27 protein-coding genes and 1 tRNA gene are annotated in these 26,590 nt (G+C 68.0%); 13 read left to right on the top strand and 15 right to left on the bottom strand.

Going from position 1 to position 26,590, the window contains the following annotated elements:
* Window positions 1-53 precede the first annotated feature (53 nt).
* Window positions 54-278, top strand: coding sequence for a hypothetical protein (locus tag ABZ345_RS15560; RefSeq protein WP_359847984.1), 225 nt, complete (start codon window positions 54-56; stop codon window positions 276-278).
* On the opposite strand, the gene ABZ345_RS15565 is transcribed toward ABZ345_RS15560, so the two are convergent.
* Both ABZ345_RS15565 and ABZ345_RS15570 read right to left on the bottom strand, forming a co-directional pair.
* Entirely contained in the window at window positions 275-2,056 is a 1,782-nt protein-coding gene (locus tag ABZ345_RS15565) for a gamma-glutamyltransferase family protein (RefSeq protein ID WP_359847987.1), read from the bottom strand. The genes ABZ345_RS15560 and ABZ345_RS15565 overlap by 4 nt on opposite strands.
* 20 nt (window positions 2,057-2,076) lie before the next feature.
* Window positions 2,077-3,045 (bottom strand): UDP binding domain-containing protein, encoded by a 969-nt coding sequence (locus tag ABZ345_RS15570; protein ID WP_359847990.1) that lies wholly within the window; start codon window positions 3,043-3,045, stop codon window positions 2,077-2,079.
* A gap of 305 nt (window positions 3,046-3,350) precedes the next feature.
* Between ABZ345_RS15570 and ABZ345_RS15575 the strand changes: the two genes are divergently transcribed.
* Window positions 3,351-4,109 carry an SDR family NAD(P)-dependent oxidoreductase gene (locus tag ABZ345_RS15575; RefSeq protein ID WP_359847993.1) on the top strand — a complete coding sequence of 253 codons (759 nt, stop codon included), beginning with the start codon at window positions 3,351-3,353 and terminating at the stop codon, window positions 4,107-4,109.
* 7 nt (window positions 4,110-4,116) lie between these two features.
* Here the strand turns inward: ABZ345_RS15575 and ABZ345_RS15580 are convergent, their stop codons facing one another.
* A complete protein-coding gene (locus ABZ345_RS15580; protein WP_359847996.1) occupies window positions 4,117-5,760 on the bottom strand; it encodes a TM0106 family RecB-like putative nuclease in 1,644 nt (547 codons plus the stop codon).
* 82 nt (window positions 5,761-5,842) lie between these two features.
* Between ABZ345_RS15580 and ABZ345_RS15585 the strand changes: the two genes are divergently transcribed.
* Window positions 5,843-6,277, top strand: coding sequence for a DUF6474 family protein (locus ABZ345_RS15585; protein WP_359847999.1), 435 nt, complete (start codon window positions 5,843-5,845; stop codon window positions 6,275-6,277).
* Window positions 6,278-6,661: 384 nt separating this feature from the next.
* Here ABZ345_RS15585 and ABZ345_RS15590 read toward each other — a convergent pair whose 3' ends face one another.
* Window positions 6,662-8,299: a BCCT family transporter gene (locus ABZ345_RS15590; RefSeq protein ID WP_359848002.1), complete on the bottom strand. Its 1,638-nt coding sequence runs from the start codon at window positions 8,297-8,299 to the stop codon at window positions 6,662-6,664.
* Between the two features lie 58 nt (window positions 8,300-8,357).
* Between ABZ345_RS15590 and ABZ345_RS15595 the strand changes: the two genes are divergently transcribed.
* The 4 genes from ABZ345_RS15595 to ABZ345_RS15610 are packed head-to-tail and all read left to right on the top strand — an operon-like array spanning window position 8,358 to window position 11,197.
* Window positions 8,358-8,873 (top strand): hypothetical protein, encoded by a 516-nt coding sequence (locus ABZ345_RS15595; RefSeq protein WP_359848005.1) that lies wholly within the window; start codon window positions 8,358-8,360, stop codon window positions 8,871-8,873.
* Window positions 8,874-8,922: 49 nt separating this feature from the next.
* A complete protein-coding gene (locus ABZ345_RS15600) occupies window positions 8,923-9,660 on the top strand; it encodes a YcnI family protein (RefSeq protein ID WP_359848008.1) in 738 nt (245 codons plus the stop codon).
* Window positions 9,657-10,181, top strand: a complete 525-nt coding sequence (locus ABZ345_RS15605; RefSeq protein WP_359848012.1) for a copper resistance CopC family protein — start codon at window positions 9,657-9,659, stop codon at window positions 10,179-10,181. The genes ABZ345_RS15600 and ABZ345_RS15605 overlap by 4 nt, the downstream gene beginning before the upstream one ends.
* Window positions 10,178-11,197, top strand: coding sequence for a CopD family protein (locus ABZ345_RS15610; RefSeq protein WP_359848015.1), 1,020 nt, complete (start codon window positions 10,178-10,180; stop codon window positions 11,195-11,197). The genes ABZ345_RS15605 and ABZ345_RS15610 overlap by 4 nt, the downstream gene beginning before the upstream one ends.
* Here ABZ345_RS15610 and ABZ345_RS15615 read toward each other — a convergent pair.
* Window positions 11,190-12,017, bottom strand: a complete 828-nt coding sequence (locus tag ABZ345_RS15615) for a LysR family transcriptional regulator (protein WP_359848018.1) — start codon at window positions 12,015-12,017, stop codon at window positions 11,190-11,192. The two genes, ABZ345_RS15610 and ABZ345_RS15615, sit on opposite strands and share 8 nt — an antisense overlap.
* Window positions 12,018-12,105: 88 nt before the next feature.
* Here ABZ345_RS15615 and ABZ345_RS15620 point away from each other — a divergent pair, with 88 nt between their 5' ends.
* Window positions 12,106-12,825, top strand: coding sequence for an SDR family oxidoreductase (locus ABZ345_RS15620; protein ID WP_359848021.1), 720 nt, complete (start codon window positions 12,106-12,108; stop codon window positions 12,823-12,825).
* 82 nt (window positions 12,826-12,907) lie between these two features.
* Here the strand turns inward: ABZ345_RS15620 and ABZ345_RS15625 are convergent, their stop codons facing one another.
* Together ABZ345_RS15625 and ABZ345_RS15630 are read right to left on the bottom strand one after the other, a co-directional pair.
* Entirely contained in the window at window positions 12,908-13,189 is a 282-nt protein-coding gene (locus tag ABZ345_RS15625) for a hypothetical protein (protein ID WP_109632983.1), read from the bottom strand.
* 152 nt (window positions 13,190-13,341) lie between these two features.
* Window positions 13,342-14,724: a helix-turn-helix transcriptional regulator gene (locus tag ABZ345_RS15630; RefSeq protein WP_359848025.1), complete on the bottom strand. Its 1,383-nt coding sequence runs from the start codon at window positions 14,722-14,724 to the stop codon at window positions 13,342-13,344.
* A 246-nt stretch (window positions 14,725-14,970) separates the two neighbouring features.
* Here ABZ345_RS15630 and ABZ345_RS15635 point away from each other — a divergent pair, with 246 nt between their 5' ends.
* Both ABZ345_RS15635 and ABZ345_RS15640 read left to right on the top strand, forming a co-directional pair.
* Window positions 14,971-15,204, top strand: a complete 234-nt coding sequence (locus ABZ345_RS15635; protein WP_045313063.1) for a hypothetical protein — start codon at window positions 14,971-14,973, stop codon at window positions 15,202-15,204.
* 13 nt (window positions 15,205-15,217) lie between these two features.
* Window positions 15,218-15,577 carry a hypothetical protein gene (locus tag ABZ345_RS15640; RefSeq protein WP_030480258.1) on the top strand — a complete coding sequence of 120 codons (360 nt, stop codon included), beginning with the start codon at window positions 15,218-15,220 and terminating at the stop codon, window positions 15,575-15,577.
* 389 nt (window positions 15,578-15,966) lie between these two features.
* Here ABZ345_RS15640 and ABZ345_RS15645 read toward each other — a convergent pair whose 3' ends face one another.
* The 3 genes from ABZ345_RS15645 to ABZ345_RS15655 are packed head-to-tail and all read right to left on the bottom strand — an operon-like array spanning window position 15,967 to window position 19,194.
* Window positions 15,967-16,746 carry an SDR family NAD(P)-dependent oxidoreductase gene (locus tag ABZ345_RS15645; RefSeq protein ID WP_359848028.1) on the bottom strand — a complete coding sequence of 260 codons (780 nt, stop codon included), beginning with the start codon at window positions 16,744-16,746 and terminating at the stop codon, window positions 15,967-15,969.
* A complete protein-coding gene (locus tag ABZ345_RS15650; RefSeq protein WP_359848340.1) occupies window positions 16,746-17,906 on the bottom strand; it encodes an MFS transporter in 1,161 nt (386 codons plus the stop codon). The genes ABZ345_RS15645 and ABZ345_RS15650 overlap by 1 nt, the downstream gene beginning before the upstream one ends.
* A 40-nt stretch (window positions 17,907-17,946) precedes the next feature.
* The gene (locus tag ABZ345_RS15655; RefSeq protein ID WP_359848031.1) at window positions 17,947-19,194 is read right to left on the bottom strand and encodes a GH1 family beta-glucosidase; all 1,248 of its coding nucleotides are present in this window, start codon (window positions 19,192-19,194) and stop codon (window positions 17,947-17,949) included.
* A 112-nt stretch (window positions 19,195-19,306) separates the two neighbouring features.
* On the opposite strand from ABZ345_RS15655, the gene ABZ345_RS15660 reads away from it, so the two are divergent.
* Window positions 19,307-19,921, top strand: a complete 615-nt coding sequence (locus ABZ345_RS15660) for a TetR/AcrR family transcriptional regulator (RefSeq protein ID WP_359848034.1) — start codon at window positions 19,307-19,309, stop codon at window positions 19,919-19,921.
* On the opposite strand, the gene ABZ345_RS15665 is transcribed toward ABZ345_RS15660, so the two are convergent.
* Window positions 19,918-21,099, bottom strand: coding sequence for an amino acid deaminase/aldolase (locus ABZ345_RS15665; protein WP_359848037.1), 1,182 nt, complete (start codon window positions 21,097-21,099; stop codon window positions 19,918-19,920). The two genes, ABZ345_RS15660 and ABZ345_RS15665, sit on opposite strands and share 4 nt — an antisense overlap.
* A 74-nt stretch (window positions 21,100-21,173) precedes the next feature.
* Between ABZ345_RS15665 and ABZ345_RS15670 the strand changes: the two genes are divergently transcribed.
* Entirely contained in the window at window positions 21,174-22,466 is a 1,293-nt protein-coding gene (locus ABZ345_RS15670; RefSeq protein ID WP_359848040.1) for a D-arabinono-1,4-lactone oxidase, read from the top strand.
* 142 nt (window positions 22,467-22,608) lie between these two features.
* On the opposite strand, the gene ABZ345_RS15675 is transcribed toward ABZ345_RS15670, so the two are convergent.
* The 4 genes from ABZ345_RS15675 to ABZ345_RS15690 form a co-directional block, all read right to left on the bottom strand.
* Window positions 22,609-23,265: an NAD(P)H-binding protein gene (locus ABZ345_RS15675; RefSeq protein ID WP_359848043.1), complete on the bottom strand. Its 657-nt coding sequence runs from the start codon at window positions 23,263-23,265 to the stop codon at window positions 22,609-22,611.
* Between the two features lie 15 nt (window positions 23,266-23,280).
* A complete protein-coding gene (locus tag ABZ345_RS15680) occupies window positions 23,281-23,898 on the bottom strand; it encodes a hypothetical protein (RefSeq protein WP_359848046.1) in 618 nt (205 codons plus the stop codon).
* A 315-nt stretch (window positions 23,899-24,213) separates the two neighbouring features.
* Window positions 24,214-25,026, bottom strand: a complete 813-nt coding sequence (locus ABZ345_RS15685) for an NADP-dependent oxidoreductase (protein ID WP_359848049.1) — start codon at window positions 25,024-25,026, stop codon at window positions 24,214-24,216.
* 90 nt (window positions 25,027-25,116) lie between these two features.
* Window positions 25,117-25,199 (bottom strand) — tRNA-Leu (locus ABZ345_RS15690).
* Between the two features lie 117 nt (window positions 25,200-25,316).
* Between ABZ345_RS15690 and ABZ345_RS15695 the strand changes: the two genes are divergently transcribed.
* The gene (locus ABZ345_RS15695; protein ID WP_359848051.1) at window positions 25,317-26,561 is read left to right on the top strand and encodes a DUF3662 and FHA domain-containing protein; all 1,245 of its coding nucleotides are present in this window, start codon (window positions 25,317-25,319) and stop codon (window positions 26,559-26,561) included.
* The last annotated feature ends 29 nt before the right edge of the window (window positions 26,562-26,590 follow it).

Genomic DNA, 26,590 nt, shown 5'->3' on the forward strand with positions numbered 1-26,590 from the left:
ATTCCCTCCCCCTCGAATCGGGCGCCGTTCCACTTTTTACGGAGCAGAACGCCTTGAGCATCAAGAAGATCGTCGCGACCGCCGGCATCGCCGCCGGTGCGATCGCGGCACTGGCCGGCACGGCGCAGGCCGCACCGCTGCCCGCGCCTCAGCTGCCGGACGTCAACCCGGTCGAAAAGGTGAGCGAGCTCGGCCAGAGCGCCGGCATCTCGACGCTGCACAACGTCGGTGGCAACGTGGAGATGATCCACGACGGCACTCAGATCATCGGCGGCTAACGCCCTACCGCATACCCCTGCGCGCCACGTGGGTTCGCACCGGCGCGCAGGAGCCCGTCCGAGGAGTCCCTCGCCACGGCCGACATCCGGCCCAGGGACCACTCACCGGCGTCCACTACCTGGTGGCCCTTGCGCCGCAACGCTTCCAGGGTGTCGGCGCCCACCCGCGACTCGATGACGAGTTCGCCAGGCGTCCAGGCACGCGGGTAGAACGAGCTCGGGAACGCGTTCGAGTGCCACATCGGCGAGTCGATGGCTTCCTGCAGGTTCATGCCCGCCCGGTGCGCCAGCCAGAAGCCGAGCTGCCACTGGTCCTGCTGGTCTCCGCCCGGCGTGCCGAACGCCAGCACGGGCTCGCCGTCGCGCAACGCCATCGACGGCGACAGCGTGATCCGCGGGCGCTTGCCGGGAGCCAGCGAGTTCGGCAAACCCTTGTCCAGCCAGAACATCTGCGCACGGCTGCCCAGGCAGAAGCCGAGTGACGGGATCGTCGGCGACGACTGCAGCCAGCCGCCGGACGGGGTCGCGGAGACCATGTTGCCCCAGCGGTCCACGACGTCGACGTGCACGGTGTCGCCGCGCGTCACGCCGGTGCGGGCCACGGTCGGTTCGCCGATCGCGCCGGTCGGGTCGGAGACCTGCACGGCAGGACCGCCCACGATGTGCTTGGGCAGCAACGGCTCCCGGCCGTCGGGCGAACCGGGACGAAGCTCGAAGGAAGCCTCGGCGCCGATCAACGCACGACGCTCAGAGGCGTAGGAACGGGACAGCAACGTCTCGAGCGGGACATCGTCGACGTCGCCGTACCAGGCCTCGCGGTCGGCGAAAGCGAGCTTGGCCGCTTCGACAGCCAGGTGCACGGTCTCCGCGGAAGGCTTGCCGTCCACGTAGGACAGGTCGTAGCCCTCCAGCAACCGGAGCTGTTGCGCCAGAACGGGTCCCTGCGTCCACGCACCGGCCTTCACGAGTGACCACGAACCGAAGTCGGTCACCACCGCGTCCTCGTACGACGCCTCCCACGACGCCATGTCGGCACCCGTCAGCACACCGGCGTGGTCGCGGCCCGAGTCGTCGCGGAACTCCGAACGGCAGAACTCGTCGATCTGCGCGGCCACGAACCCCTGCGACCAGGCCCGGCGCGCAGCCTCGATCTGCGCCTCCCGATCGGCACCGGCGGCTTCGGCGGCAGCGAGCAGCCACTCCCACGTGTCGGCGAGCGCCGGGTTGCGGAAACGCCCACCGGGAGCGGGCAGCACCCCGCCCGGCATCCACTGCGCTGCCGACGTCGGCCAGTGGTCGCGGAAGAGGTCCGACACCAGCGAGATCGTGTGCACCGCGCGCTCGACGAGCGGGAATCCGTCGCGGGCGTAGCCGATGGCGCGGTCCAGCACATCGCGCAACGACTTGGTGCCGTGGTCACGCAGAAGAGTGAGCCACCCGTCCCACGAGCCCGGCACGGTCGCGGCCAGCAACCCACTGCCGGGCACGAGCTCGAGACCGAGCGACGTGTAGTGGTCGATCGAGGCGCCGGCCGGAGCCACGCCCTGGCCACAGAGCACGCGCGGCGCGGAACCAGCTGCCGCGAAGATGATCGGAACCTCGCCGCCGGGACCGTTGAGATGCGGTTCCACCACCTGCAACACGAACCCCGCGGTCACGGCGGCGTCGAACGCGTTGCCACCGTCCTCCAGCACAGCCATGGCCGCCGCGGAGGCCAGCCAGTGGGTCGATGCGACCATGCCGAAGGTGCCGACGAGTTCGGGGCGCGTGGTGAACACGCCTCTAAAGGTATGCTACGCTAACTAAATTGCGTGACTCCGAGTGACGCACGCCCCACACCCGAATGGAGTAGCCCGGCGCGCAACAGCGCGTCGGCGTCGAGGTGGTTGCGGGAGTCCACGACGACGTGGCCGTCCATAAGCTCGGCGACGCGCACCCAGTCGAGCGTGCGGAACATCGGCCAGTCGGTCAGCAGCACCACGGCCTCGGCGCCCTTGACCGCCTGGTACGGGTCGTCGACCAGCAGCATTCCGGCCAGCGGCCCGGTCACCTCGGGATCGAACGCGGTCAGTTCGGCACCTTCGAGCACCAGCTGCTCCGCGACGGCCAACGCCGGCGAGTCGCGCAGGTCGTTCGTACCCGCCTTGAACGCGAGCCCGAGCACGCCGATCCGGACGCCGGCGAGCGTGCCACCACAGGTCGGCGCACCGAGCTTGGCGAACAGCGCCGCGACCCGCTCGGCGGCGGACGGCGAGTCCGAGCCGACCACGATCCGGTCCGGGTGCAGGAAGTCCCGCACCGCCGTCCCCTCGCGCAGGAACTCCGGGTTCGACACGACCGCGACGTCCTCACGCCCGAGCAGCGCGCTCACGCGTCCGGACGTACCGACCGGCACCGTCGACTTGGTGACGATGACCGCCCCGTACGGCAGCACCTCGGAGATCTCCGCAGCCACCGACTCGACGGCGCTCAGGTCGGCCGCACCGCCCGCGCCCATCGGCGTCGGCAGGCAGAGGAACACGACCTCGGCGTCAGCGACCGCGCCCGCCGCCCCCACCACGAACTCCAGCCGCCCGGCAGCCTGACCTTCGACGACGAGCTCGGCGAGTCCTGGTTCGAGGATGTCGACCTGCCCGGCCCGCAACCGCGCGACCTTCAGCGAGTCGACGTCCGCGCAGACCACGCGGTGCCCGAGAGAGGCGAGGCAGGCTCCCGTGGTCAACCCGACGTAACCGGTTCCCACCACGGCGATCCGACGCGCAAACATGCGGGTGACCCTGACATGCCCAGTTGGCGTCCCGGAGAACGCCGTACGACTTTCGTCGTAGCTGACCGTGACAGATCTCCTACCAGAGGTCTACCGGCGCGGACGATGTTTCGAACACCTTCGAACGGCACAGTTCAGAGCATGGGAATTCTGGCGATCGCGACGATCTTCATCGGCCTCGCGCTGCTGGCAGCGGTACCTCTGGTGGCACTGCTGCACTGGTCCGACCGTTGATGCGGTATCAACCCTTGAGGTAACGAGCGTTAACCTCCTCGCGAGCAGTTCGCTTCGAGGAGGATGAAGGCATGGAGATCTCGGGTACCGCGGCCATCGTCACCGGTGGCGCGTCCGGTCTCGGCGGCGCGACCGCACGTGCGCTGGCGGCGCGGGGAGCGCAGGTCTTCGCGCTCGACCTGCCCAGCGCCATCGAGAAGGCGGAGGCCGTCGACGGCGTCACCTACCTGGCGGCGGACGTGACCTCGGGCGAGCAGGTCGCCGCCGCCGTGGACACCGCGGCCGGTTCCGGCAACCCGCTGCGCATCACGGTCAACTGCGCGGGCATCGGCCCGTCGACCAGGACCGTCGGCAAGACCGGTCCGCACGACCTCGACCTCTACCGCAAGGTCATCGAGATCAACCTCATCGGCACGTTCAACGTGCTGCGCCTGGCCGCCGCCGCGATGGGCAAGACCGAGGAGCTCGAGCACGGCGCCCGCGGCGTCATCATCAACACCGCGTCCATCGCCGCGTTCGACGGCCAGATCGGCCAGGTCGCCTACGCCTCGTCCAAGGGCGGCGTCGTCGGCATGACCCTCCCGGCCGCCCGCGACTTGTCGAGCGTCGGCATCCGCGTGCTGACCATCGCGCCCGGCATCGTCGACACCCCGATGCTCGCGACGGTCTCCAACGAGTTCCGTGCGGGCCTCGCCGCCGGCATCCCGTTCCCGAAGCGCCTGGCCCAGCCGACCGAGTACGCGCAGCTCGCGCTCTCGCTGGTCGAGCACGACTACCTGAACGGAGAGGTCATCCGCATGGACGGCGCTCTCCGCATGGCACCCCGCTAGTGCAGCGCTAGAGATCTCCGGCGAACGGCAGACGTGACATGGCGTCCGAGGTCATCCACTCGCGCAGGCGATGGGTGGCCCGGACGTCGTCCTCGTTGTACTCAAGCAGCCGCCGACGCTGGTCGATGTCGAGCGCGTCACCGTTGAGCCCCACGGCCGACCTGTACCAGCGCATGGAGTTCTCGCCGCCTGCCTCCGGGTCGCGCCACGAGAACCCCGCCGCCGGCGCGATGATCTTCAGGCCCTTGCCGTGCGCGCACAGGAACTGCTCGCGGACGATCCCGAACAGGTCCACCCACGAGTCCGAGCCGATGAACTCCTTGATCTGAGCCACGGTCGGAATGCCCGGCTTGCCCGCGAACCGTTCCGCCGACCCCAGCAGCCAGCGGTTCTCCGCGAGCTCGTTGTAGCAGTAGGCGCGGAACGACAGCCCGCGCGCTTTCGCCCGCAGCCGCACTCCCGTGAGCCACGTCCAGAACTCGGCGAACGAGCGGGCCTCGTCGTCGCACGGCAGCGCGTCCCACGTGACGAACGCGCGGTACCCGTGCTCCTCGTCGATGTCCTTTCCGGACAGCAGGCAGCCCCACATGTACGCGCCGAGATCGCCGAAGCTCTCCATGTCGACGTCGACCTCGACGTCCGCGCGCGGCACCTTCATCTCGGGCACCCGCCGCACCAGCGTGAGATCCCGCAGCCACGCCCGTGCCAGCACAACGGCGTCACCGAACGGCATGCCCACCAACTGGATCGGCCCGTCCGCGGCAGGATCCAACTCGGCCAGCTGGTCCACAGTGGACAGCCCGGCCTTCCGCAGCGCCGCAGCGTCCTCACCGCGCACGACGAGGCTGACGTCCCGTCCCTGCTTGAGATCGTTGTCGCACGTCGGCCACCACGGGCAGGTCTTGCAGTCGACGATCCGCGACGGCCGGGCCAGCGCCTCCCGCTGGTTCGCGGCGGCCAGAGCCACCGCCAGCCGATCACTGAACCGGGCGTCGTACTCGCCCAGAGCGTTGCGCCCGCCCGGCCAAGTCGGAGCCTCCAGGTCGTGCCACAGCACCACGTCCGCGTCCATGCCGATCACGCCACCGGTAGCGCGCCCGTTCGTCGCGTACCCGGCGGCCTGCAGCTGCCGTTGCGCGTGAGCCAGCCGCAGCTGGTCGCGGGGCTGCGGCCGCACCTTGCGATGCGGGTCCGTACGACCACTACCGGGCAACGGCATGGTCAACGGACTCGTGCGAGCCCCCTGGCCAGGGTCTGTGATCTTGTGCCGGACCACGAGCACGGGCACGTACCCGCTGACGTCCTTGACCAGCAGGTCGATCCCACCCCGCCGCCCACCACGAGGATCACGCGGCAGCGCGGCGCCCCAGATGTACTGAGCGCCCATCTCCATCGCGGCGAGCGTGACCCGTTCCCGGTCCGCACTGCGCACGTCGGGCCCGTTCGGCACCTCGAAAAGGTTCGAGCCGACAATCCGTCCGAGCGCGTCCACCACCGCACGGCGATGGTTCGTCGCGTCCGCTTTCCGTTGTTCCGAAGCCGGATCCAGCGCCGCTTTGGGAGCGTCGCGCATCTCCGGATCGTTTTCGAGGTGCACCCGCCGCCGACAACGAGTGACCACGCCGGCGTCTAGCTGCACCTGGGAAGTCACTGATGCAGGGTATGTCGCGCGTCGACCTCATGTGTCAGCAACCTGGGCAGTAAGTTTCACCTGACGGAGGAGGTGTACCCGAATGGCGCGCAAAACCGGCCATCTGATCACGCCCAAGAGGGCCAAGAACCTGGTCGGAGTGGCAAAGGTGATCGGCCCGGCCCTCATTCCGGTCCTGGCCCCGGTGATCGTCCGAGGCGCCGGATTGCTGAGCGAACAGTACGACCGCTACCGCGCCCGCCGCCTGGGCATCGACGTAGCGGACATCGGCAAGTACTCCGGCCACGGCGCCCGCCTACACGCACGAATCGTCGGCTTCTCCGACTCGATGGAGCCTCTGCGCGCTACCGACGCCTCCTGGGTCTCGAAGACCGAAGAGCGACTAACTCAACTCCTAGCCGCCGTACGCGCCTCCGAACGCATGCCGACGGCCCGCCGCAAAGCCGCGCACCGGGCCGTAGGAACTGATCTGGACGTACTGGAGCAGGAACTGCTCAGGCGCCTGAACGTGCGCTAACCCCGCCAAAGCCCACCCTCAAGCGATGGCGAAGCCGAGCAGTACCGACGGCGAAGCCGAGGCAAGCTTTTCCCGTGCGCTTCGGGTGGGGCCCCGTCACGAGTCGTGCCTCAGCTCCTGCCCTGGTGTGGCTCGCTCAGGTACGGCTTGTGACGGGATCCCACCCGGACCGCACCACCTACGGAACTGGCAGCCGCCGAACGCAACAGGCGTGCCATCAACCCGCAAGCGGCGCTGGCTGGTCTTTGATCAGATTGGCGGGGTCCGGGGCGGAGCCCCGCGCCCTAAAACGTGACACGCCCAACGCAAGGTGACCACCCGCAAACTCGCGGATCGCACGCAACGTGACTCGCCCAACGCAAGGCGACCACCCACAAAGCCGCGTCACGCCCGCACCGAAGGTGTCTTCCCAGTCACCTCAGCCACAGCCTTGACCGCCGCCTCCTCAACCACCTGCCCAGGGTCGAGATGCGCGGTGACCTCCTCCATAACCTCAGCCACCCGCTCCTCCCGCCGAATCATCGGATCCGACCGAAGATCCCGAGCCAACGAAACACACAACCCCACCATCACAACCATGAACGGCAACGCCGCAATGATCGTCAGATTCTGCAGCCCAGTAAGCGCGTCAGACCCGCCCACCAGCAACATCACCGCAGCAACGGCCCCGGTCAGCACCCCCCAGAACACCACCACGGGTTTCCGAGGCTGAATCGACCCCTGCTGCGAGAGCGTTCCCATCACAATCGAAGCCGCGTCGGCCCCGGACACGAAGAAGATCGCCACCAGCAGCATCACCACGACCCCGGCCACAGCAGCCAACGGGAACTGGTCCAGCAACGAGAACAGCTGAGACTCCGGAGTGGACTGCCCAGCAAGATCCACCCCAGACCGCTGCTCGAAGATCGCCGTGCCCCCGAGGATCGCGAACCACACCAGCGACACCGCGGACGGCACCAGGATCACCCCGGCCACGAACTGCTTGATCGTGCGACCACGCGAGATCCGCGCGATGAACATGCCGACGAACGGCGTCCACGAGATCCACCAGGCCCAGTAGAAGATCGTCCACCCGGACAGCCAGGTCTCGGTCGCGTCACCACCGGAAGCGGCGGTCCGCCCAGCCATGTTCGCGAGCTCGCGGAAGTAGTCACCCAACGCAGTGGGCAGCAGGTTCAGGATGAAGACGGTCGGTCCGACCACGAACAGGAACAGCGCCAACACGACGGCCAGCACCATGTTGATGTTCGACAGCCACTGGATGCCCTTCGCGACCCCGGACACGGCCGACGCGACGAACGCCACGGTCAGCACGGCGATGATCGCGACCAGCACGCCCTTGCCCACGTCACCGGCCCAGCCGGCGGCCTCCAGCCCGGACCCGATCTGCAGCGCGCCGAGCCCCAGCGACGCGGCCGACCCGAACAACGTGGCGAAGATCGCCATCACGTCGATCGCGCGGCCCCAGCCGGACGACGCCCGGCGTCCCAGCAGCGGCGCGAAAGCGGAGCTGATCAGCGAGGACCGGCCGCGGCGGAAGCTGCTGTAGGCGATGGCGATGCCGACGATGGCGTAGATCGCCCACGGGTGCAGCGTCCAGTGGAACAGCGTGGTGGCCATCGCGGTCCCGAGGGGATCGCCCTCGGTGCCGGGTGGCGGCTTCACGAAGTGGCTCAGCGGCTCGTTGACGCCGTAGAACATCAGACCGATGCCCATGCCGGCGCTGAACATCATGGCGACCCACGAGACGGTCTTGAACTCGGGTTTCTCGTCGTCACGGCCCAGCGGGATCTTGCCGTAACGGCTGAAGGCGAGCCACAGGGCGAAGACGACGAACCCCGAGGCCGAGATCACGAACGCCCATCCCAGATGCTGGATGATCCAGCCGAGCGCGGACTTCGACACCGAGGCGAGTGAGTCTGTTCCGACGATTCCCCAGGCCACGAACGCGAGCGTGAGACCAGCGGCAACGCCGAACACGACCCGGTCGGTGCGGCCCGGCTGGTCGCATTGGTTGTGCATGCGTCCCTAGCTACCCACTCATAGACCGGGGCAAACTCCTCCGATTACCCTCACCGGCGTGAGCACACGGTCGAGTGAGTTGCGCACCCTGCGTGGTGCCGCACTTGCGCTGACCTCTGCAACGCTCACGATCGCCGCGCACGGACTGGGCGGCGGAGAGCTGTTGGAGTTCATCCACGCGTTGCCGCTGGTCGTGCTGATCGCGTTCGCGGCGGCGTCACTCGCGGACAAGCGGACCGGGAAGCTCTCGGTCATCGCCGGTCTCGGCACGGCCCAGCTCGCGCAGCACCTGCTGCTGACCTGGGTCAACCACGAACACACCAACACGCTCACCGGGAAGATGTTCTTGGCGCACCTCGTCGCCGCGACGCTGACCGGCATCCTCCTTTTCCACGCGGAGAACGCCCTGTTCAGGCTGTTCTCCGCGGTCACGCGCCTGATCCCCCGCAGGCTCACGCCGCTGCCGGTCACCAAGCCGCCGCGGACGTTCACCAGCACGCCTTACCTCCGCAACACGCACCACTCGGAGCTGACGCGTGCGCACGGGCTGCGCGGCCCGCCCTGTGGTTCCTGACATCCCCGACTCCCCTAAAACCCCTTTGGCAATCAGGAGCCACAACTTCATGTCGACAAATCGCTTTGGCGTGCGCGCGCTCGCCGTCCTCGGCGTTGCCGGACTCGCCGTTCTCGGCACCCCGACCATCGCATCGGCGCACGTCAGCGCCCAGCCCGCCGACTTCACCCAGGGCGGCCGCGCGACGTTCGCGTTCCGCGTCCCGAACGAGCGGGACAACGCCGGCACCACCAAGATCGAGGTGACGCTGCCGCAGGACACCCCGCTGACCTCGGTGCGCACCAAGCCGCTGACCGGCTGGAAGGCCGAGGCGGTCAAGGCCAAGCTCGACAAGCCCGTGACGATCGCCGGCAAGGAGGTCACCGAGGCGTTCAAGACGATCACCTGGACCGCCGACCCCGGCGTGAAGATCGGGATCGACGAGTACCAGGAGTTCTTCGTCGCGCTCGGCACCCTGCCGGAGGGCAAGGACAAGCTCGAACTGCCGACCAAGCAGACCTACGAGAACGGCGAGGTCGTCGACTGGTCGCAGGCCACCGGCGCCGACGGCAAGGAGCCGGAGCATCCGGCCCCCGCGCTGAAGCTCGCCCCGAAGAAGGCCGAGGGTGACGACCACGGCGGCCACGGCACGGCGGCCGCGGCCGACAGCCACACCGACACCCACGAGGCGTCGGTCTCCAGTTCCGACAAGACCGCCCGCTACCTCGGTGGCGCGGGTCTGGCCGTCGGTGCGCTCGGCCTGGGCTTCGGTGTCGGCGCGATCCTGCGGTCGAGGCGCAAGGCATGAAGCGCGCACTAGTCGCGTTCCTGTTCGCTGGTGCGGCCGTGCTCGTCACGGCCGCCCCCGCGGCGGCGCACAACGCACTGATCGGCAGTGACCCGAAGGACAAGACCTCGCTGGAGGCCGGTCCGTCGAGCGTCACGCTGACGTTCGACCAGGACGTGCAGGGCGGCCAGGGCATCAACACGATCACGGTGGTCGACGCGAACGGCGGTCACTACGAGGTTGCGGGCGATCCGACGATCAAGGACACCGCGGTCTCCACGAAGGTCGACGCGCTGGGCAAGGCCGGGCAGTACAAGATCGGCTACCGCATCCTGTCCGCGGACGGGCACCCCGTCTCCGGTGAGCTGACGTTCACGCTGACCAAGGACGGCACCGGTACGCCTCGCCAGGTCGCGGCCGACAACGAGGCCGACAGCGGTTCGAGCGACGGCGTGCCCATCTGGGTGTGGATCGCCGGCGCCGTGGTGCTGCTCGGCGGTGGCGTGTTCTTCGCCCTGCGCGGTGGAGGCACGAAGGCATGAGCGACGTCCGGACCGCCGCCCCCTCCCACTACCGCGTGCTCGCCGGGCTCGTCCTCGGCGCGCTCGCGGGCATCGCGCTCGGCCTCGTGCTGGCACCACCCGTCGTGGTCGCCGGGGTCGTCGACGCCGGGGCGGCGGTCCGGTACGGCCTTCCGGTCACGCGGGTGCTGCTCGACGTCTCGGCGACCATCGTCGTCGGGCTGTCGATCCTGCCGAAGCTGCTCGGCTTCGACCGGCCCACCCACACCGAACCGGTGATGCGCCTCGCCCGGCCCGGCGCGGTCGTCGCCGCGGCCGTCTGGGTGATCACCGCGTTGCTGGCGATCGTTCTGCAGGCCGCTGAGCTGCGGCCGGGCAGCAAAGTCAGCGTCGCCAACGCCCTCGACTACATCGCGAACGTCGGTGCCGGTAAGGGCCTGCTGTTCAGCGCGGCCTGCGCGTTCGTCTACCTGATCATCGGCGTGATGGCCGTCCGCCGCGGCGAGTCCGTGCCCGCTGAGCTGCGGATTCTCATCTCGATGTTCGGGCTTCTGCCGATCCCGGTGACCGGGCACGCGTCCAACTGGAAGTACCACGACTACTCGATGGTCTCCATGGAGCTGCACGTGCTGGGCGCGGCGGCCTGGGCGGGTGGGCTCGGCGCGTTGATGGCGCTGGTGGCCTACCGCAAGGGACTGCTGGCGGTCGCGCTGCCGAAGTTCTCCAGGGTCGCGACCATCAGCCTGATCGTCGTAGCGGTGACCGGCCTGTTCAACGGGTTGCTGGAGCTGATCCTCAACCCGGTGGTGCCGTTCCCGCAGTCGCTGTTCACGACCGGCTACGGGTTGCTGTTCCTCGGCAAGGCGGTCTGCGCCGGGCTGATCGCGCTGCTCGGCGCGCACATCCGGTGGCGGCTGCTGCCGAAGATCTCCCAGCACAAGGTCACCGCGATCGTGCAGTGGGCGATTCTGGAAGTGACGATCATGGGCGTGGCGTTCGGCCTCGCCGTGATCCTCAGCCGCGCACCCGTCAGCTGAACCCCATCGCCACCCGCACCAGGTCCGCGACAGCACGCGACCTGCTGTGGGGCGGCCAGGCGATCACGGTCGTCACCTTCGGCGCATCGACCACCGGCACCGCGACCAGGCCTTCGAGCAGGCCCGTGCGGACGATTTCCGGCATGACCGCGACGGCACGGCCGAGCGCGATCATCTGGAAGAGCTGCGTCAGGTTGTGCACCTCCACGCCGGGGCCGTCCAAGTACGTGCCGTCGGGCTCCGGCCAGCGCGCGAGCTCCGGCAGGTCGATGACGTCGGCCATCCGCAACTGCGCCGCACAGGCCAGTGGATGCGAGTTGGGCAGGACGGCGTACTGACTCTCGCTGTACAGGGCCTCGACGTCGAGACCCGCGGTCGAGTCGTACGGTTCGTGCAGGATCGCCACGTCGGCCCGGCCGTCGAACAGCGGTCGCCTGGTGTGGGCCTCGCACAACAGCAGGTCGACGGCGACCGCACCCGGTTCGGCGGCGTAGGCGTCGAGGAGCTTCGCGAGCAGTTCGCTGGAACCGCCGGCTTTCGCGGCCAGCACCAGCGACGGCCGGTCGACGGTGCGAGTGCGCCTCTCGGCAGCGGCGATCGCACCGAGGATCGCCTGCCCCTCGGCCAGCAGCACCGCGCCCGCCTCGGTGAGCGAGACCTTCCGGCTGGTGCGGGTCAGCAAAGCGACGCCGAGCCGTTGTTCGAGCTGGGCGATCGTCCGCGACAACGGCGGCTGGGCGATGCCGAGCCGGTCCGCGGCCCGGCCGAAGTGGAGTTCCTCGGCGACCGCGACGAAGTACCGCAGCTCTCGTGTCTCCACGCCGTCAACCGTATCCATATCAGCCGGGTATCGCTGCCAGACCGAAGTGATGTTGGTTCCGGCGCCGGCTCCGGCCACGATCAAATGCATGAGCGAACAGACGATTGCGCTGGTCACCGGCGCGAACAAGGGCATCGGGTACGAGATCGCGGCGGGGCTGGGCGCCTTGGGGATGAGCGTCGGAGTCGGCGCACGAGACCGTCAGCGAGGCGAGGAGGCAGCGGCGAAACTGTGCGCAGAGGGCGTTGATGCGTTCTTCGTACCGTTGGACGTGACCGACGACGAGAGCGCCACCGAAGCAGCGGCGCTGTTCGAGGAGCGGTTCGGCCGGCTCGACGTGCTGGTCAACAACGCCGCGATCGCCGGAGGGTGGCCGGACCAGCCGTCGACCGCCACGCCGGAGAGCATCAGGGCCGTGGTGGAGACCAACGTGATCGGCGTCGTGCGGGTCACCAACGCGCTGTTGCCGCTGCTGGGCCGCTCAGCACGGCCGCGAATCGTGAACATGTCGAGCCACGTCGCGTCACTGACCTTGCAGAGCACACCGGGCCGCGGCCTCGGCGGGGTCAGCGGGACCTACTCGCCGTCGAAGACGTACCTGAACGCGATCACCGTCCAGTACGCCAAGGAACTGGAGAACATGAAGGTCAACGGTGCGTGCCCCGGATATGTGGCGACCGACCTCAACGGCTTCCAGGGGACCGACACACCCGCCGAGGGAGCCAGGATCGCGATCAGGCTGGCCACCCTGCCCGACGACGGACCGACCGGAGGCCTGTTCGACCACAGCGGGCCGGTGCCCTGGTGATTGTTCAACGTGAAACATCCGCGTGATCAGGACCGCGCTCGGTGAGTGGTCCGATCGGCGCGACGAGCTGCGCGCGAACGGACTAGTCGGTGATCAGTCGAGCCGAAGATTCCTCACGCATGCGCGCCAGCCGGTTCATCGTCCGCTGGCCGCGGCGGTCCAGCTCACGGCTGTCGATCCAGCCGTTGGCGTAGTAGCGGTAGTCCTGCGCGAGGGCCACCAGTTCCGCGAGGTAGTCGGCTGACCTGCGCCGTCGCTCCTCGTCGAACGCCGCCAGCAGCGGCAACTGGGTGTCCACCACCTCGTCGAGCAACTGCGCGGACCGCAGCGCTCTCTTGGAACGCCACCTCCGAGTAAGGCTCACGCGCCGCACCTCGTCCTTCGCCCCGACCTGCCGCACCTTAGGCGTGGATTTCTCGCCCGTCGATGCTGCATTCGTGGGAGAAGGTCCTGGCGTTACCGCTTCGTGTCCCACACCATCCAAAAGAGATGCTATGGGGCCCAAACGAGATAAAACTATGCGGCCGACTCGGTACCGGTGAAGCGGGCGACGCGGTCCGCGAGCTCGCGGGCCTCGGGGTTGTTGCGGCGCTTCTCGGCTTCCTGGCGAAGCGGCTCCATGCGCTGCTTCGTGCGCACCGACTTGAGGCTTTCCGACAGGTCAACGGCCTGGCGGCCGATCTTGGCGCCGTGGTCGATGTCGCCCTCGAGCAGGTGGTTGATCGCCATCGAGGTCAGGTTGAACGAGCGGCTGCGCGCGTACTCGTCGCCGAAGTTGTTGATCGCCTTGGACAGCGCCGGGATGGCGGTCCTCGTGTACTTGGCGTCCACCGTCTGTGCCAGCTCCGTGTGCACCGTGCCGATCATGGACGAGAGGTCGATCTCGTTGAAGAACTTGGCCCAGGCGGGGGCTTCGGCGACGTTGGCGCGGGAGAACTCGTCACGCGCGCGGCCGAGCAGCTTGAGCGCCTGCTCGTCGGACCCCATCTTCGCGTAGGCCCAGGCCTCGTTCGCGCACAGGATGCCCACCGCCAGTTCGGAACCCGAGTTCTGCGCGGCCAGCTGACCCAGCTGGAACACCTTCAGCGCGTCGTCGGGGGCGTTCTGGTGCAGGTAGACGCGGCCCATGCGGTACAGGATGTTCGCCATCAGCGCCTCGTTCTCGCCCTGTTTGGCGAGGTCGAGGGCCTGACCGAAGTGGTTGCGGGCCGAGTCCATCAGGCCGGTGTCGAACGACGTCCAGCCGGCGAGGTTGTGCAGGTCGGCCAGCGCGACGTAGAGGCGCTGGCGGACGACGTCCGTCGAGTTCGCACCGAGCATCTGCTGTCCCCAGGACAGCTGGGCGACCACCGCGTCGCGGCAGGAACCGCCGCCGTACTGGTAGTCCAACGCACGCAGAGCCCGCGTCGCCGCTTCGACCTGGCGCACATCGGTCATGCCGATGCGTCCCGGAGCCGGAGTCTGTGTGGGGTGTGAAACCCACGACCCGGAGTCCGCTCCGAACACGGCCGCGCCGACTGTCACGGCGGCGGCGTGCGCGAGGAACTTCCGACGCTTCACCGACTCGTCCTCCTCAGGATGGGGTGAGTCCGCGGTTGCGGCCACCCGTACTGCCGTTGTCTCGTCATAGGCGAGACCCATGTATCCACGTGGGACACCCAAGCCAACGGCGATCCTGGTGAGGACGTCATAAGCCATCACCTGGCGTCCCTTGAGGATCTCCGAGACTTCGGACTGCGACTGCCCAGTGAGCGCCGCGATCTGGCGCTGGGACACGCCGTGCCGTCGGAGCAGCCGGTAGACCGAGCTGATCTCTCGTCGGGCCAGTGCGTCCCGCATCTCCTGCTGGTCCCACACGTCGGTGGGAATCGGAGAGCCCTGGGAACTCATGGTGTTCATCGCGCACCCTCACAGTCCGTTGGGCGTCATCGGCAGACTAGGGGCAGGTCCCCGAGTCGAGAAGTCCTCTTCGGCGGAGCTGATCGGCTCTGCCGAACACCACTTACCGCTCACCGTAAGACTTCCACCGGTGGGCGCTGTGACGTCCCGTTCCGGCATGAATCATCGCAATCTGGATTCCGGTAAGCGAGTGAGCACGGAGAGGAACGACCGATAGTGGACAGCTCCTCCCCAAGCTCCACCTCCATTGTGGAGACGGGTGACACCGAATCCACATGGCGCGGCACGACCGGGCAGCGTCGGACGTGGCAGATCAGCTGCGGCGACGTGGTCGACCGGGACCGCCAGCTCACCGTGAAGGTCGTTCAGGGCCAAGTGGTTCTGGTCGGACCTCCCGGGGAGACGGCAGTCTTGTCCCACGACCAGCTCGTACAGCTCAGGGCTGCGCTACGCGAAGCCGCCGACCAGGCGGAAAGGTGACGGTGACGTTTCGATGGACGCGATCCTCGGACAGGTTCTTCGCAACGCTGTGTGGGAACGCCTCGACCTGCTCACGGAGCTGGCGAGCCGCGCGGACGCCCCGTCCCTGCTGTCGGTGGCTCGATCCGAGCTCCCTCGGCTGACCGAGGGATGGCGTGCTCTGCTGGCAGCGCACGAGCCGGACGAGAAGGGCAACTGCCCCGAATGTTCCGGCCGTTGGCGCCAGCAGAAGTCACCTTGCTCGGTGTGGCGCGCCGCGTACGAGCACCTGGTTGCGGGCGGACTGGCCCCGCGCCCGGCTCGCCACCTGCGCGAGGCTCCGGTGACTCCTCCTGTCACCCGGTCCCGTCGCGCGGTGGCTCGAGCCCACTAACGGGCGTTTGCGACTGACCTGGCGTCCCCCCGACACGACCAGGTCTGCAAACCGCCTACTGACCGGTGGTCCGCGATGTGCGAACCCCCGACCGCTACATCGCGGACCCCGGTCAGCTTTACAACTCCACAGATTCCCGCGGGCCGGTGACGTGCACCTTCCCTCCCCGACCGGCACCGGTCCGCGGTTACCAACGTCGGCCCTTTGTCTGCCCCTCCCGCGCAGGCAAGGGGCCGTTTCCATGTTCCTGGCGGGTTTCCGCGGACGCCTCCAGCACCGCCTCGCGCACGGTCTGACACTCGAACTTGCCGCTCACGCGAGTTTCGGCACGCGGGTCTCGAACAAGATGGCCGTTCAGCATGCGCGTCATGCAGGTGGAGTGCCCAGCTTCAGCGGTGCGTACCCGTCTTCCAGGTCAGATACGAGGTCAGGCCGGGGAACAGCCGGCCGGAGATCTCGAACGCCTTGAGCTGCCAGGGGAACAGGTGCTCGGCGCGTTCCTTCTCCACCGCGTCCACGATCGCCTTCGCGCACTGCGCCGGTGTGACCGTCGGGATCAGCCGCGCGATGGCCGGGATCTGCTCTTCGGCGCCGGGGTTGTTGGTGAAGTACTCGCTGGAGACCTTGCCCGGCACCACTTCGCTGATCCCCACACCGGTTCCGCGCAGGTCGAGCCGCAGTGACGCGGTCAGGCCGCGCAAAGCCCACCGCGCCGACTGGTAGCCCACGCAGCCGGGGATCGGGAGGCGGGACACCGGCGAGTTGACGTTGACTATCCAGCCGGAGCCGCGCGACCGCATGGCGGCCAGGTACTCCCTGGTCAGCAGCAACGCCGCCAGGTACGGCACGGCGGTCATCGTCTGCAGCTCGTCGGCCGAGGTGTCGTCCAGGAACAACCAGCGACCGACGCCCGCGTTGTTGACGAGCACATCAGGTGCGGAGACCTCCGCAGCGAGCGCCTTGATCTCCGCGGCATCCGACAGATCCGCCACGTGAGCGGACGCCGAGCCACCGAACTCGGTGATCCGTTTGACCTGTAGATCGAGCAGTTCGGCGCTGCGGGCCACAAGGTGGACGTGCGCGCCGTGGGCGGCGAACCGGAACGCCGCCTCCGCGCCGATCCCCTGGGACGCTCCCGTGACCAGAACCCTCTTGCCCGACAGACGCATCAGACCACCGATCGCACTCGACTCATCAACACCGCCGCCAGCGTCGTCGCCAACGCCGACACCGCGAACAGACCGCGGTAGCCACCAAGGTTGGCCAAGATCACGGCCGTCAGCAACGGGGCGATGACCTGCGGCAACGCGTTGGCGACGTTGAGCACGCCGAGATCCTTGGCCCGATCGGACGCCGCCGGCAACACCTGGGTCAGCAGCGCGATCGCGACCGCCCAGTACGTGCCGAAGCCGACGCCGAGCAACGGGGAAGCGATCAGCACAGCCGTCCAGGTCGGCCAGATCACCAGGATCAACGCGGCGAGCGCCATCACGACCGAAGCACCGTAGACATACGGCTTGCGGCGCCCGGAAGCATCACTCCGTGCGCCGAACAGCACCGCTCCTGCGGCGAGCGCCACCCCGTAGAGCGCCATGAGCACCAGAAGACCATCCTCCGGTGACGGGTGGTGGACCACGTCACCGAGGAAGTACAGGAGGTAGAGCGTCCCGAACGCGTTGCCGAGGTTGATCATCAGGTGACCACCCCAGGCCCAGGCGAAGTCCGGGTGCTCGCGCGGCGAGATCCAGAACGTCGGCTTGACCGGCTTCACGATGAGCTGCGTGTCGGGCGTCCTCAGCACGAAGAAGATCGCACCGGCCAGGACGATGACCGCGCACGCCATGTAGCCCGCCGGCAGTCCGCTGACCAGCAACGTCACGACGACCGCGCCCAGCACGGTGCCGAGCATCTGGCTGATGCCGATGAGTCCGCCGACCTGCGCGCGTTGCTCGACCGGCACGCGGTCGGGCACGGCCGAGGTCAGCGCGGCGAGCATGCCGCCGATCCCCGCCTGCACCAGGCACCAGCCGATGGTCATCACGACGACCGACGGCGCGTTGGCGAGAACGGCGAGACCGATGGCACCGACGACCGCGCCGGCGAGCGTCCACGGGTGGCGACGACCGAACCGCGAGGTCGTGCGGTCGGACAGGAAGCCGATCAACGGCACCACGACCAGCGACACCAGGCCGCCGAAGCCGGTGACGATGCCGAACACCAGCTCCTTGTTCGCCTTGTTCAGCAGCTCGGCCTGCTGCGGCAGCAACACCTGGATCGGTGCGTAGACCGCCAGCCACAGGCCAAGGTTCGCGAAGAACAACCACGCCATCCACCCGCGGCGGACGCGCACCACCGGTTCTGCGAGCGCTTCACTCACCACTGATCACCTTTCTGTACCAGTGGAACGAGTCGCGCGGCGTGCGTCGCTGCGTCTCGTAGTCGACGTGGACCAGTCCGAACCGCTGTGAATATCCGGCTTCCCACTCGAAGTTGTCGAGCAGGGACCACACGAAGTACCCGGAGACGTCGGCGGCTTGCGCGGCCTTGAGGTGTCCGTCGAGGTACGCGATCCGGTCGGTGTCCTCGATCTCGTGCGGGAAGCTGCAGCCGCTCTCGGTCACGTACACCGGCGGCAGGTTCGGATGCCGCTCGCGCAGCGTGGTGATCATCTCGGTCAGCCCCGACGGGACGACCGGCCAGCCGAAACCGGTCCGCGGGTACTCGTCGATCTCCACCAGCTCGAACGGCAGCGGGTTGCCCTCGGACGGCTGCTTCAGCCGCGTCGGGTTGTAGTAGTTCACGCCGTAGAAGTCGAGTGGCTGGTGGATCGTGGCCAGGTCACCAGCGGCGATAGGCAGCAGTTCGGCGACTGCGTCGGGATATCGGCCCGACAGCATGGGGTCGGCGTAGATCCAGTTGTGGATTTCGCTGTAGGCCTCGGCGGCTGCCAGGTCGTTCGGAGTAACGGGCCACGTGGGAGTGTGGTTGTTGGCGGTGCCGACCTGCTGAGCGTTGAACGACCGGAGCACCTCCACCGAACGTCCATGAGCGAGGTTCAGGTGGTGGGCGGTGGGCAACGCGTCGAAGAGCAACGTCTTGCCGGGGGCGTGCTCACCGACCGCATAGCCCTGCAACGTCACCATCGCGGGCTCGTTGATCGGGATCCACAGCTTCACCCGGTCGGCAAGGCGGTCCGCGACCAGCGCCGTGTAGTCGGCGAACCGGTCGGCGATGTCCCGGTTGAGCCAGCCGCCTTCCGCTTCCAGCTCCAGAGGCGTGTCCCAGTGGTACAACGTGACTGCGGGGGCGATACCGACATCGACGAGCGCGTCGACCAGGCGGTCGTAGAAGTCGAGCCCCTCGGCGTTGACCGGGCCCTTACCGGAGGGCTGGATGCGCGGCCACGCGATCGAGAACCGATACGCGTTCACGCCGAGCTGCGTCATGAGCGCGACGTCCTCGCGCCAACGGTGGTAGTGGTCACAGGCAACGGATGCGTTGTCGTTGTCGTGTACCGGAGCGAAGTCGTCCCACACGGAGGGACCACGGCCGCCTGCACTGAACGCGCCCTCGATCTGGAACGCGGACGTCGACACTCCCCAGAGGAAGTCGCTCATCGATCCTCCAAATGTGAAACTTGTTCGGATCGTAGGCGTGTTGACAGGTTCAGGGAAGTGAAAAGGCCGTACAACAGGCAAGATGGAAGTACCCGAACCACTGGGAGTCGCCGTGACGAGCACCACCCCGCTTCGCCGTCAGCCTGTCCAGCAGCGCAGCGCCAAGAGAGTCGAGCGAATGCTCGAAGCCTGCGCGACTCTGATCGACGAGGTGGGCTACGACGGGGTCACCACGACGTTGATCGCGGAGAGAGCGGGTGTGGCGGTCGGTTCGCTGTACCAGTTCTTCCCCGACAAGAGAGCCGTCGTGCAGGCGCTGACACTGCGCAACGTCGACAGGTTCTCCCAGGGCATCACCGACCGGCTCGAACAGGCGACGCTCGAGCACTGGTGGGACGCCGTGGACACGGTGTTCGACGTCTACGTGACGATGCACCGCGAGATCCCCGCGTTCGGGAGGCTGCACTTCGGTGACGTCGTGGACATGCGTCTGCTCGACGACCGCCGCGACAACAACGCCGTCATCTCCGACAAGATCTCCGAGCTGATCTCCGGCAAGTTCGGAATTCCGATGGCCGAGGTCCAGCTGCCGATCGCGATCGCCGTCGAAGCCGCCGACGCCGTGCTGAAGATGGCCTTCCGCAACAGCACGACGGGCGACCGCGCGATCCTGATCGAGGCGAAGGCGCTGGTCAGGGGCTACCTGTCGTCGCGCCTGCCCGCCTAACCGAAGTTCCGGCGCTCGCCGCGGTACGTGGGCACGGTCCGTTCGATGCGGTCGCCGTGCACCAGGTGCACCTCGTCGAACCGCTCGAACAGCTCGCCGGCCTTGGCGTGCCGCATCCAGACGCGGTCACCGATCTTCAGGTGCTCCGCCGCCTTACCGGTGACCGGCGTCTGCACCTCGCCGGCGCCCTCGAGTCCGAGCGTCTTCAGTCCTTCCGGCAGGTACGGCGACGGCTGCCGGTCAGGCGTGGGCGTGCCGGACGCGATGTACCCGCCGGCGAACAGCGTCGCGACCCGCTTGGTCGGCTTGCGCACCACGGACAACGCGAACAGCGCCGCCGGTTGGGGCTTGAACGACTGGTACCCGTCGAACAGCGTCGGCCCGAACAGCCCGCTTCCGGCCGCGAGCTCGGTGACCGACGGGTCGGACCCGGTGAGCTCCAGGCTTCCGGTGCCACCACCGTTGACGAACTCCAGGTCGGCGACCTCCCGGACCGCGCTGACCACGGCTGTGCGCCGATGAACCAGCTCGGGCCCGGACTTGGACTGGATGAACCGGATCCCGAGCGCCCTCAACGGCTGCCCCGGCGGGTTGTCACCCAGCCCGGCGATCTGCCCCTCGTACGCCATGACGGCGACCAGCTTGAACCCGCGCCGTTGCACGATCTTGGCGGCAAGGGCCTTGGCCTGCTGCGGCGTGTGGATCGACGACCGGCGCGGCCCGATGTGGATTCCGGGCAGCGGCCGCCACGACACGTCCAGCTCCAGGCACACCCGGATGTCGGAGTGCGGCCCGATCGCGGCGTCGACGAAATCGAGGTGCTCCGTGGAGTCGACCATGATCGTGACCCGCTGACGTGCGGTTTCGTTGGCGGCCAGCTTCTGCAGACTGGCGCGGTCCGCCGTCGGGTACGCGACGAGCAGGTCCTCGCTGACGTTCTGCTCCGACAACCACAGCGCCTCGGCCAGCGAGTAGCACATGACCCCGTGGTAGCCGGGCCGTTCCAGCGCCCGGCTCACCAGGTCGCGCACCCGAACCGACTTGCTCGCCACCCGGATCGGATGACCGGCAGCGCGACGGGCGAGGTCCGCCGCGTTGTGGTCGAAGGCATCCAGGTCGACGATCGCGAACGGAGGATCCAGATCCTTCGTCGCGACATCGAGTCGGTTTCTGCGCATGCCCTGACGGTACGTCCTGAACCCTTGAAACGTGAAGAGCTTTCACTTACGTTACTCGCAGGTCACACTCTCTCGTGGAGGTCCGTGTGTGGACGAACTGGGCTAGAACTGCTTCGTGCACCCCGACGCGCGTAGTTCACCCCGCCTCCACTGACGAGATCGCAGCCGCGGTCACGTCGGGCAGCCGTGTCCGCGCGCGGGGCAGCGGTCACTCGTTCAACGACATCGCGGTCGCGCCCGAAACGGCGCTGGACCTCGACCGCTGGACGGGAATCGTGCGCGCGGACGCGGAGTCCGGCCTGGTGACAGTACGCTCCGGCACCCCGCTGTGGGCCTTCAACGCCGACCTCCACCGGCTCGGGCTCGCGATGCCGAACCTGGGCGACATCGACGCCCAAACCGTCGCGGGCGCGGTCTCGACCTCCACGCACGGCACCGGCGCGAAGCTCGGGGTGCTGGCCACGGCGATCTCCGAGCTGGAACTCGTGCTCGCCGACGGCTCGGTCGTGACGTGCTCCCGCACCGAACGCCCCGACCTGTTCAACGCGGCGCGGGTGGGCCTGGGTGCGCTCGGCGTCATCAGCACGATCACCCTGCAGTGCGTCCCGTCGTTCGTCCTGCAAGCCTCCGAGGCACCGGGCCGCCTCGACGCCGTGCTGGAGCAGTTCGACGACCTCTGCGCCGTCGAGGACCACGTCGAGTTCCACTGGTTCACCCACTCCGACCGCGTGATCCTCAAGCGCAACAACAGGATCAGCGAGCCCGCGAAGCCGCTGTCGAAGTTTCGCCAGGCCTGGGAGTACGAGGTCATGGAGAACGCCGCGTTCGGCGCGGTGTGCAAGGTCGCTCGCACGTTCCCCCGCTACACCAGCCGCCTCAACGAGCTCTGCGGCTCCCTGATCTCCGAGCGCTCCTACTCCGACTACTCGCACAACGTCTTCGTGACGCCGCGGCGGGTGAGGTTCGTCGAGACCGAGTTCTCCATCCCGCGCGAGACCCTGCTCGACGTCATCGGCGAACTCCGCGCCGTCGCCGGCAAGCTGGGCGAGCGCGACCACCTGATCGTGCCGTGCGAGGTCCGCGTGGCTCAGGCCGACGACATCTGGCTGTCGACGGCGAGCGGCCGCGACACCGCCTACATCTCCATGCACCAGGCACTCGGCATGCAGTACAAGGCTTTCTTCGACGCGTACGCGAGCATCGCCGCGAACGTCGGCGGCCGCCCGCACTGGGGCAAGATGCACGACCTCACGGCCGAGCAGCTCCGCCCGCTGTACCCGCGCTTCGACGACTTCCTGCGCGTGCGCGACGAGGTCGACCCCGGCAGGACGTTCACGAACCCCTACCTGGACCGCGTGCTCGGCTAGATGTCTGGCCCGGTTGCTCGTCGATGAGGGCTGGCCGGTGAACTGGGCATGGCCGACCGCTCGATCAGACCGCACCTGTGAGCCGATCCGCCGTCACGACCCCAGGTCGCGGCGGTCCTGCGCCGAGCTCCGGTCAATACCGCTAGAGGATCGCGCGAACGGCCTCGGCGATCGGCGTCTCGCCGTTCGTAAGCTCCAGCGTCTTGCCGATCGTGCCGGGTGCGTTGAGCAACTCCGCCAGCACGGCGGCAACGTCCGCGCGTGTCACGGACGCACGCGGCAGCCGGGACTCGGCCAAGGTGACCAGGCCGGTGGGCGGATCGTTCACCAACGGGCCGGGTCGCAAGATGGTCCAGTCGAGGTCCCGAGGCTTCAAGTCCTCTTCCGCCAGTCCCTTGGCCTTCAGGTAGACCGCGAACTCCGGGTCCACGGAAGGAGAGTCGGCGGACTCGATGCCCACCGTGGAAACCTGGAGGAACCGCCGCACCCCCGCCTCCACGGCAGCGGAGGCGAACAGGGCAGCAGCCCCGTAGTCCACGGTGTCCTTGCGGGCGGATCCGGACCCAGCCCCGGCACCGGCCGCGAACACCGCGGCATCGGCACCGTTCATGTACTCCGCGACCGAGTCCACGTCAGCGGACTCCAGGTCGCACAACACCGGAACAGCTCCGGCTTCCTGCACGTCAGCGAAATGATCGGGGTTTCGGACCAGCGCGGTGGCGGCGTCTCCACGGGTGGCCAGCAGCTGCTCGAGAAGCAGCGCGATCTGCCCGTGTCCGCCGGCTATGACTACTCGCATAGCCCCGACCGTAGATCAGGAAGCGGTGGCGAGCACCTGCTCGTAGACCAGCTCGTTGACCCAGCGGGTGATGGCGGTGTCCTCGGCGGGCACGTTCTCCTGGCGGCCGGACACGTCGACCGAGAGGTCCTTGTCGTCGTCGGCCAGCAGCACCGAGACGCCGTAACGGCGGACGCGCGGCAGGCAGTTCGACAGGTAGTCGTGCGAGAAGGCGACCGACTCGGGCAGGACGACCGCGGCGTTTCCGTAGCGGGCGAAGGGGACCGCGGAGGCCAGAGCGGTGCGCCAGTGGCGGGCGACGGCCAGGACGCCGACGATGCGGACGGCGGCCGGCGGGACGCGGCCTTCCATCTCGGGCCACACCCACGTGGAGACGGTGGTCTTGTCGGCCTCGGGACCCGCACCCACGCACACGCGCTCGGCGTGGGCGTCGGCCAGGAGTTCGGCCACGACGACGACCTTGCGGCCCATGAGGACCATCTCGGGGAGGACCACGCCGTGCCAGCCGAGTCGGATCGCCGCAGCGGCTGCCAGCTCCTCGACGGAGGCGGGCAGTTCCGGAACGGGGAGCGCGGTGGTCGACAGTCCGTGTGCGCTGCCGAGCGCCGCGATCCTTGCTGGGGTGCTGCTCACGCCAGTGCCTCCTCGTCACCCGCGGCGGGAGTTCCGCCGCGATTCGACTCGTGCTCTGCATAAGGCTTAGCAGTAAGCGCGCGGCCCTTCTCCGGGTCGCGGAGCCTGTTGCGATCGACGGCGCCGACCGGTCGGTGACCGGTCGAAGAGTGGCGCGGGGAGTTCGGTCCTACGGTGCTGCCGTCTGGGTGACGTTAATCCGGATGGACGCACCAAAAGACCTGCTCAGAGTGGGTGCGCTACGCGTGCGGGCAAAACGGCGGTGAGCGGTGCCGGTCACCGTCCGTCGACCGTTCACCGCGCCAGAACGACCACCTACATGATGATCACGGTTTTGCCAGGTCCGTGACCTGCGAAAACATCAACAGCCTCGCGCAGGGGCACGCGCCGGGAGATCGGCACGGAAAGGTCTCCCGCCTGCACCATCGACGCGAGCCGCACGAGCGTTTCGCGCGACCCCTTCATGCCGAAGTTCTGCGCCTTGTCGCTGGAGACGTAGTTGGTGTTGAAGGCCAACGGCGCGTAGCGCGCGTTCGCCTCGAACGACGAACGGTCAGCGCTGACGAGGTCGATCAGCGCGTCAGCCTCGACAAGAGAGTCGCCACGACCGATCGGGATCACCCGCTTGCCGGCCGCACGGGCGATCTGCACGGCGAACGAACCGACTCCGCCGGACGGCCCGATGATCAGCACGGATTCCGCGGACCCCAGCGACTCGACCAACTGCAAAGCGGTCATTCCCGCGGTCGGCAATGCGGCGGCAACGGCGGGATCGAGGTCTTCCGGCAACGGCGCCAACGCGTTCCCGGCCGGAACTGTGACGTACTCGGCGTACGTTCCGCGGCCGACGGGATGGTGGAAGAAGGTGCCGAAAATCCTCTCTCCGGAACCAACCACCTCACCCGCACCATCAGTTCCGGGAACCAACGGGAACACGTGCTCACCGGAACCGCGAAGCATCCCGTTGACGACTTTGCGGTCGAACGGGTTCACGCTCGCCGCGAACAACCGGACCTTGAGCTCGTTCGGGCCCGCCTCAGGCTCCGGAACCTCCACGAGTTCGAGTTCCGCACCGAAATCCGGCGCCGCTATCGCCCACATGCCGACCCCCGAACGAGTGACAGACATCACCTGTTGGATCAAGGAATCCGATACTGCCGATCAACGAAAGAACCCCTCTCACGGATTCCGTGAGAGGGGTTCCATCTGTCTTTAAGATGGGCAAGGGGGGAGTTGAACCCCCACGTCCTTTCGGACACACGGACCTGAACCGTGCGCGTCTGCCATTCCGCCACTTGCCCCTGGAGACGTTGGGAACACTAGCACGCGTCCAAACCAGGTTCCTAATCGCCCCCTGTAGGGCTGGTCGTACCCGGATACGATCGGTACAGGAGCCCGTCCGAGCGGAAGGAGTTGACGTGGGCCTGCAACGTTTCGAGCGGAAGCTGGAAGGTCTGGTCGGCAACACCTTCGCGCGCGTGTTCGGAGGCAACGTGGTGCCCCAAGAGGTGGCACAGGCGCTGCAACGGGAGGGTGACAGCAACATCCGCGAACTCGCGGGTGGCAGACTGCTAGCCCCCAACCACTTCACCGTGTTGCTCGGACCTCAGGACCACAACCGTCTTGCGGGCGATGAGCAGGATGAACTACGCATCACCCAGCTACTCGCAGAGGGCCTGCGGGAGCACCTGGCCGAGTCCGGATGGGATACCTATGGTGACGTCGTAGTCTCCCTGGAGCGCTCCGAGGCGCTGCACACCGGACAGTTCCGAACCAGCTCGTCCGTCGACCCCGACGTGAAAGCGGCCAGCCGACGGTCAGCACAACCTCGCACCGCAGGAGACCGACCCATGAGCCAGCCACCCGGCTACGGACAAGGACAGGGCCAGCCCGGCCAGGACCCTTATGGTCAGGGCGGCTACGGCCAGCAGGGCTACGACCAGCAGCAGCAGGGCTATGACCAGCAGGGCTACGGCCAGCAGCAGGGTTATGGCCAGCAGGGCTACGACCAGGCCCAGCAGCCCGGCTACGACCAGGGTTACGGCCAGCAGCAGGGCTACGGCGGCCAGCAGCCCGGCTACGACCAGCAACAGGGTTACGGGCAGCAGCCCGGCTACGACCAGGGTTACGGCGGCGGCCAGCAAGGCGGCGGCGGCTACGACCAGGGCTACGGCCAGCAGCAGGGCTACGGCCAGCCCGGCTACGACCAGGGTTACGGCCAGCAGCAGGGCGGCTACGACCAGGGTTACGGCCAGCAGGGCGGGTATGACCAGGGTTACGGTCAGCAGCCCGGCTACGGCCAGCAGGGCGGCTACGACCAGGGCTACAACCAGGGCGGATACGCTCCCCCTGCCACCCAGGGCGCCAACCGTCAGCTCAACGCGACGCTGCACCTCGACGACGGTTCCAACCGCACGTACAACCTGAAGCAGGGTGGAAACGTCGTAGGACGTGGGCAGGAAGCCGACTTCCGCCTCCCGGACACGGGAGTCTCCAGGCGCCACCTGGAAATCTCCTGGGACGGGCAGAATGCGATGCTCGCTGATCTCGGTTCGACCAACGGCACCACGGTGAACGGCACGCCAGTGCAGACTTGGCAGCTCGCGGAAGGCGACGTCGTCCGCATCGGCCACTCGTCACTGGTCTTCCGCACCGCGGGCTAAAGGTCGGAACGAGCGTCGGTATGCAACTC

The organism is Lentzea sp. NPDC005914, from assembly GCF_040629405.1.
GTDB lineage: Bacteria > Actinomycetota > Actinomycetes > Mycobacteriales > Pseudonocardiaceae > Lentzea.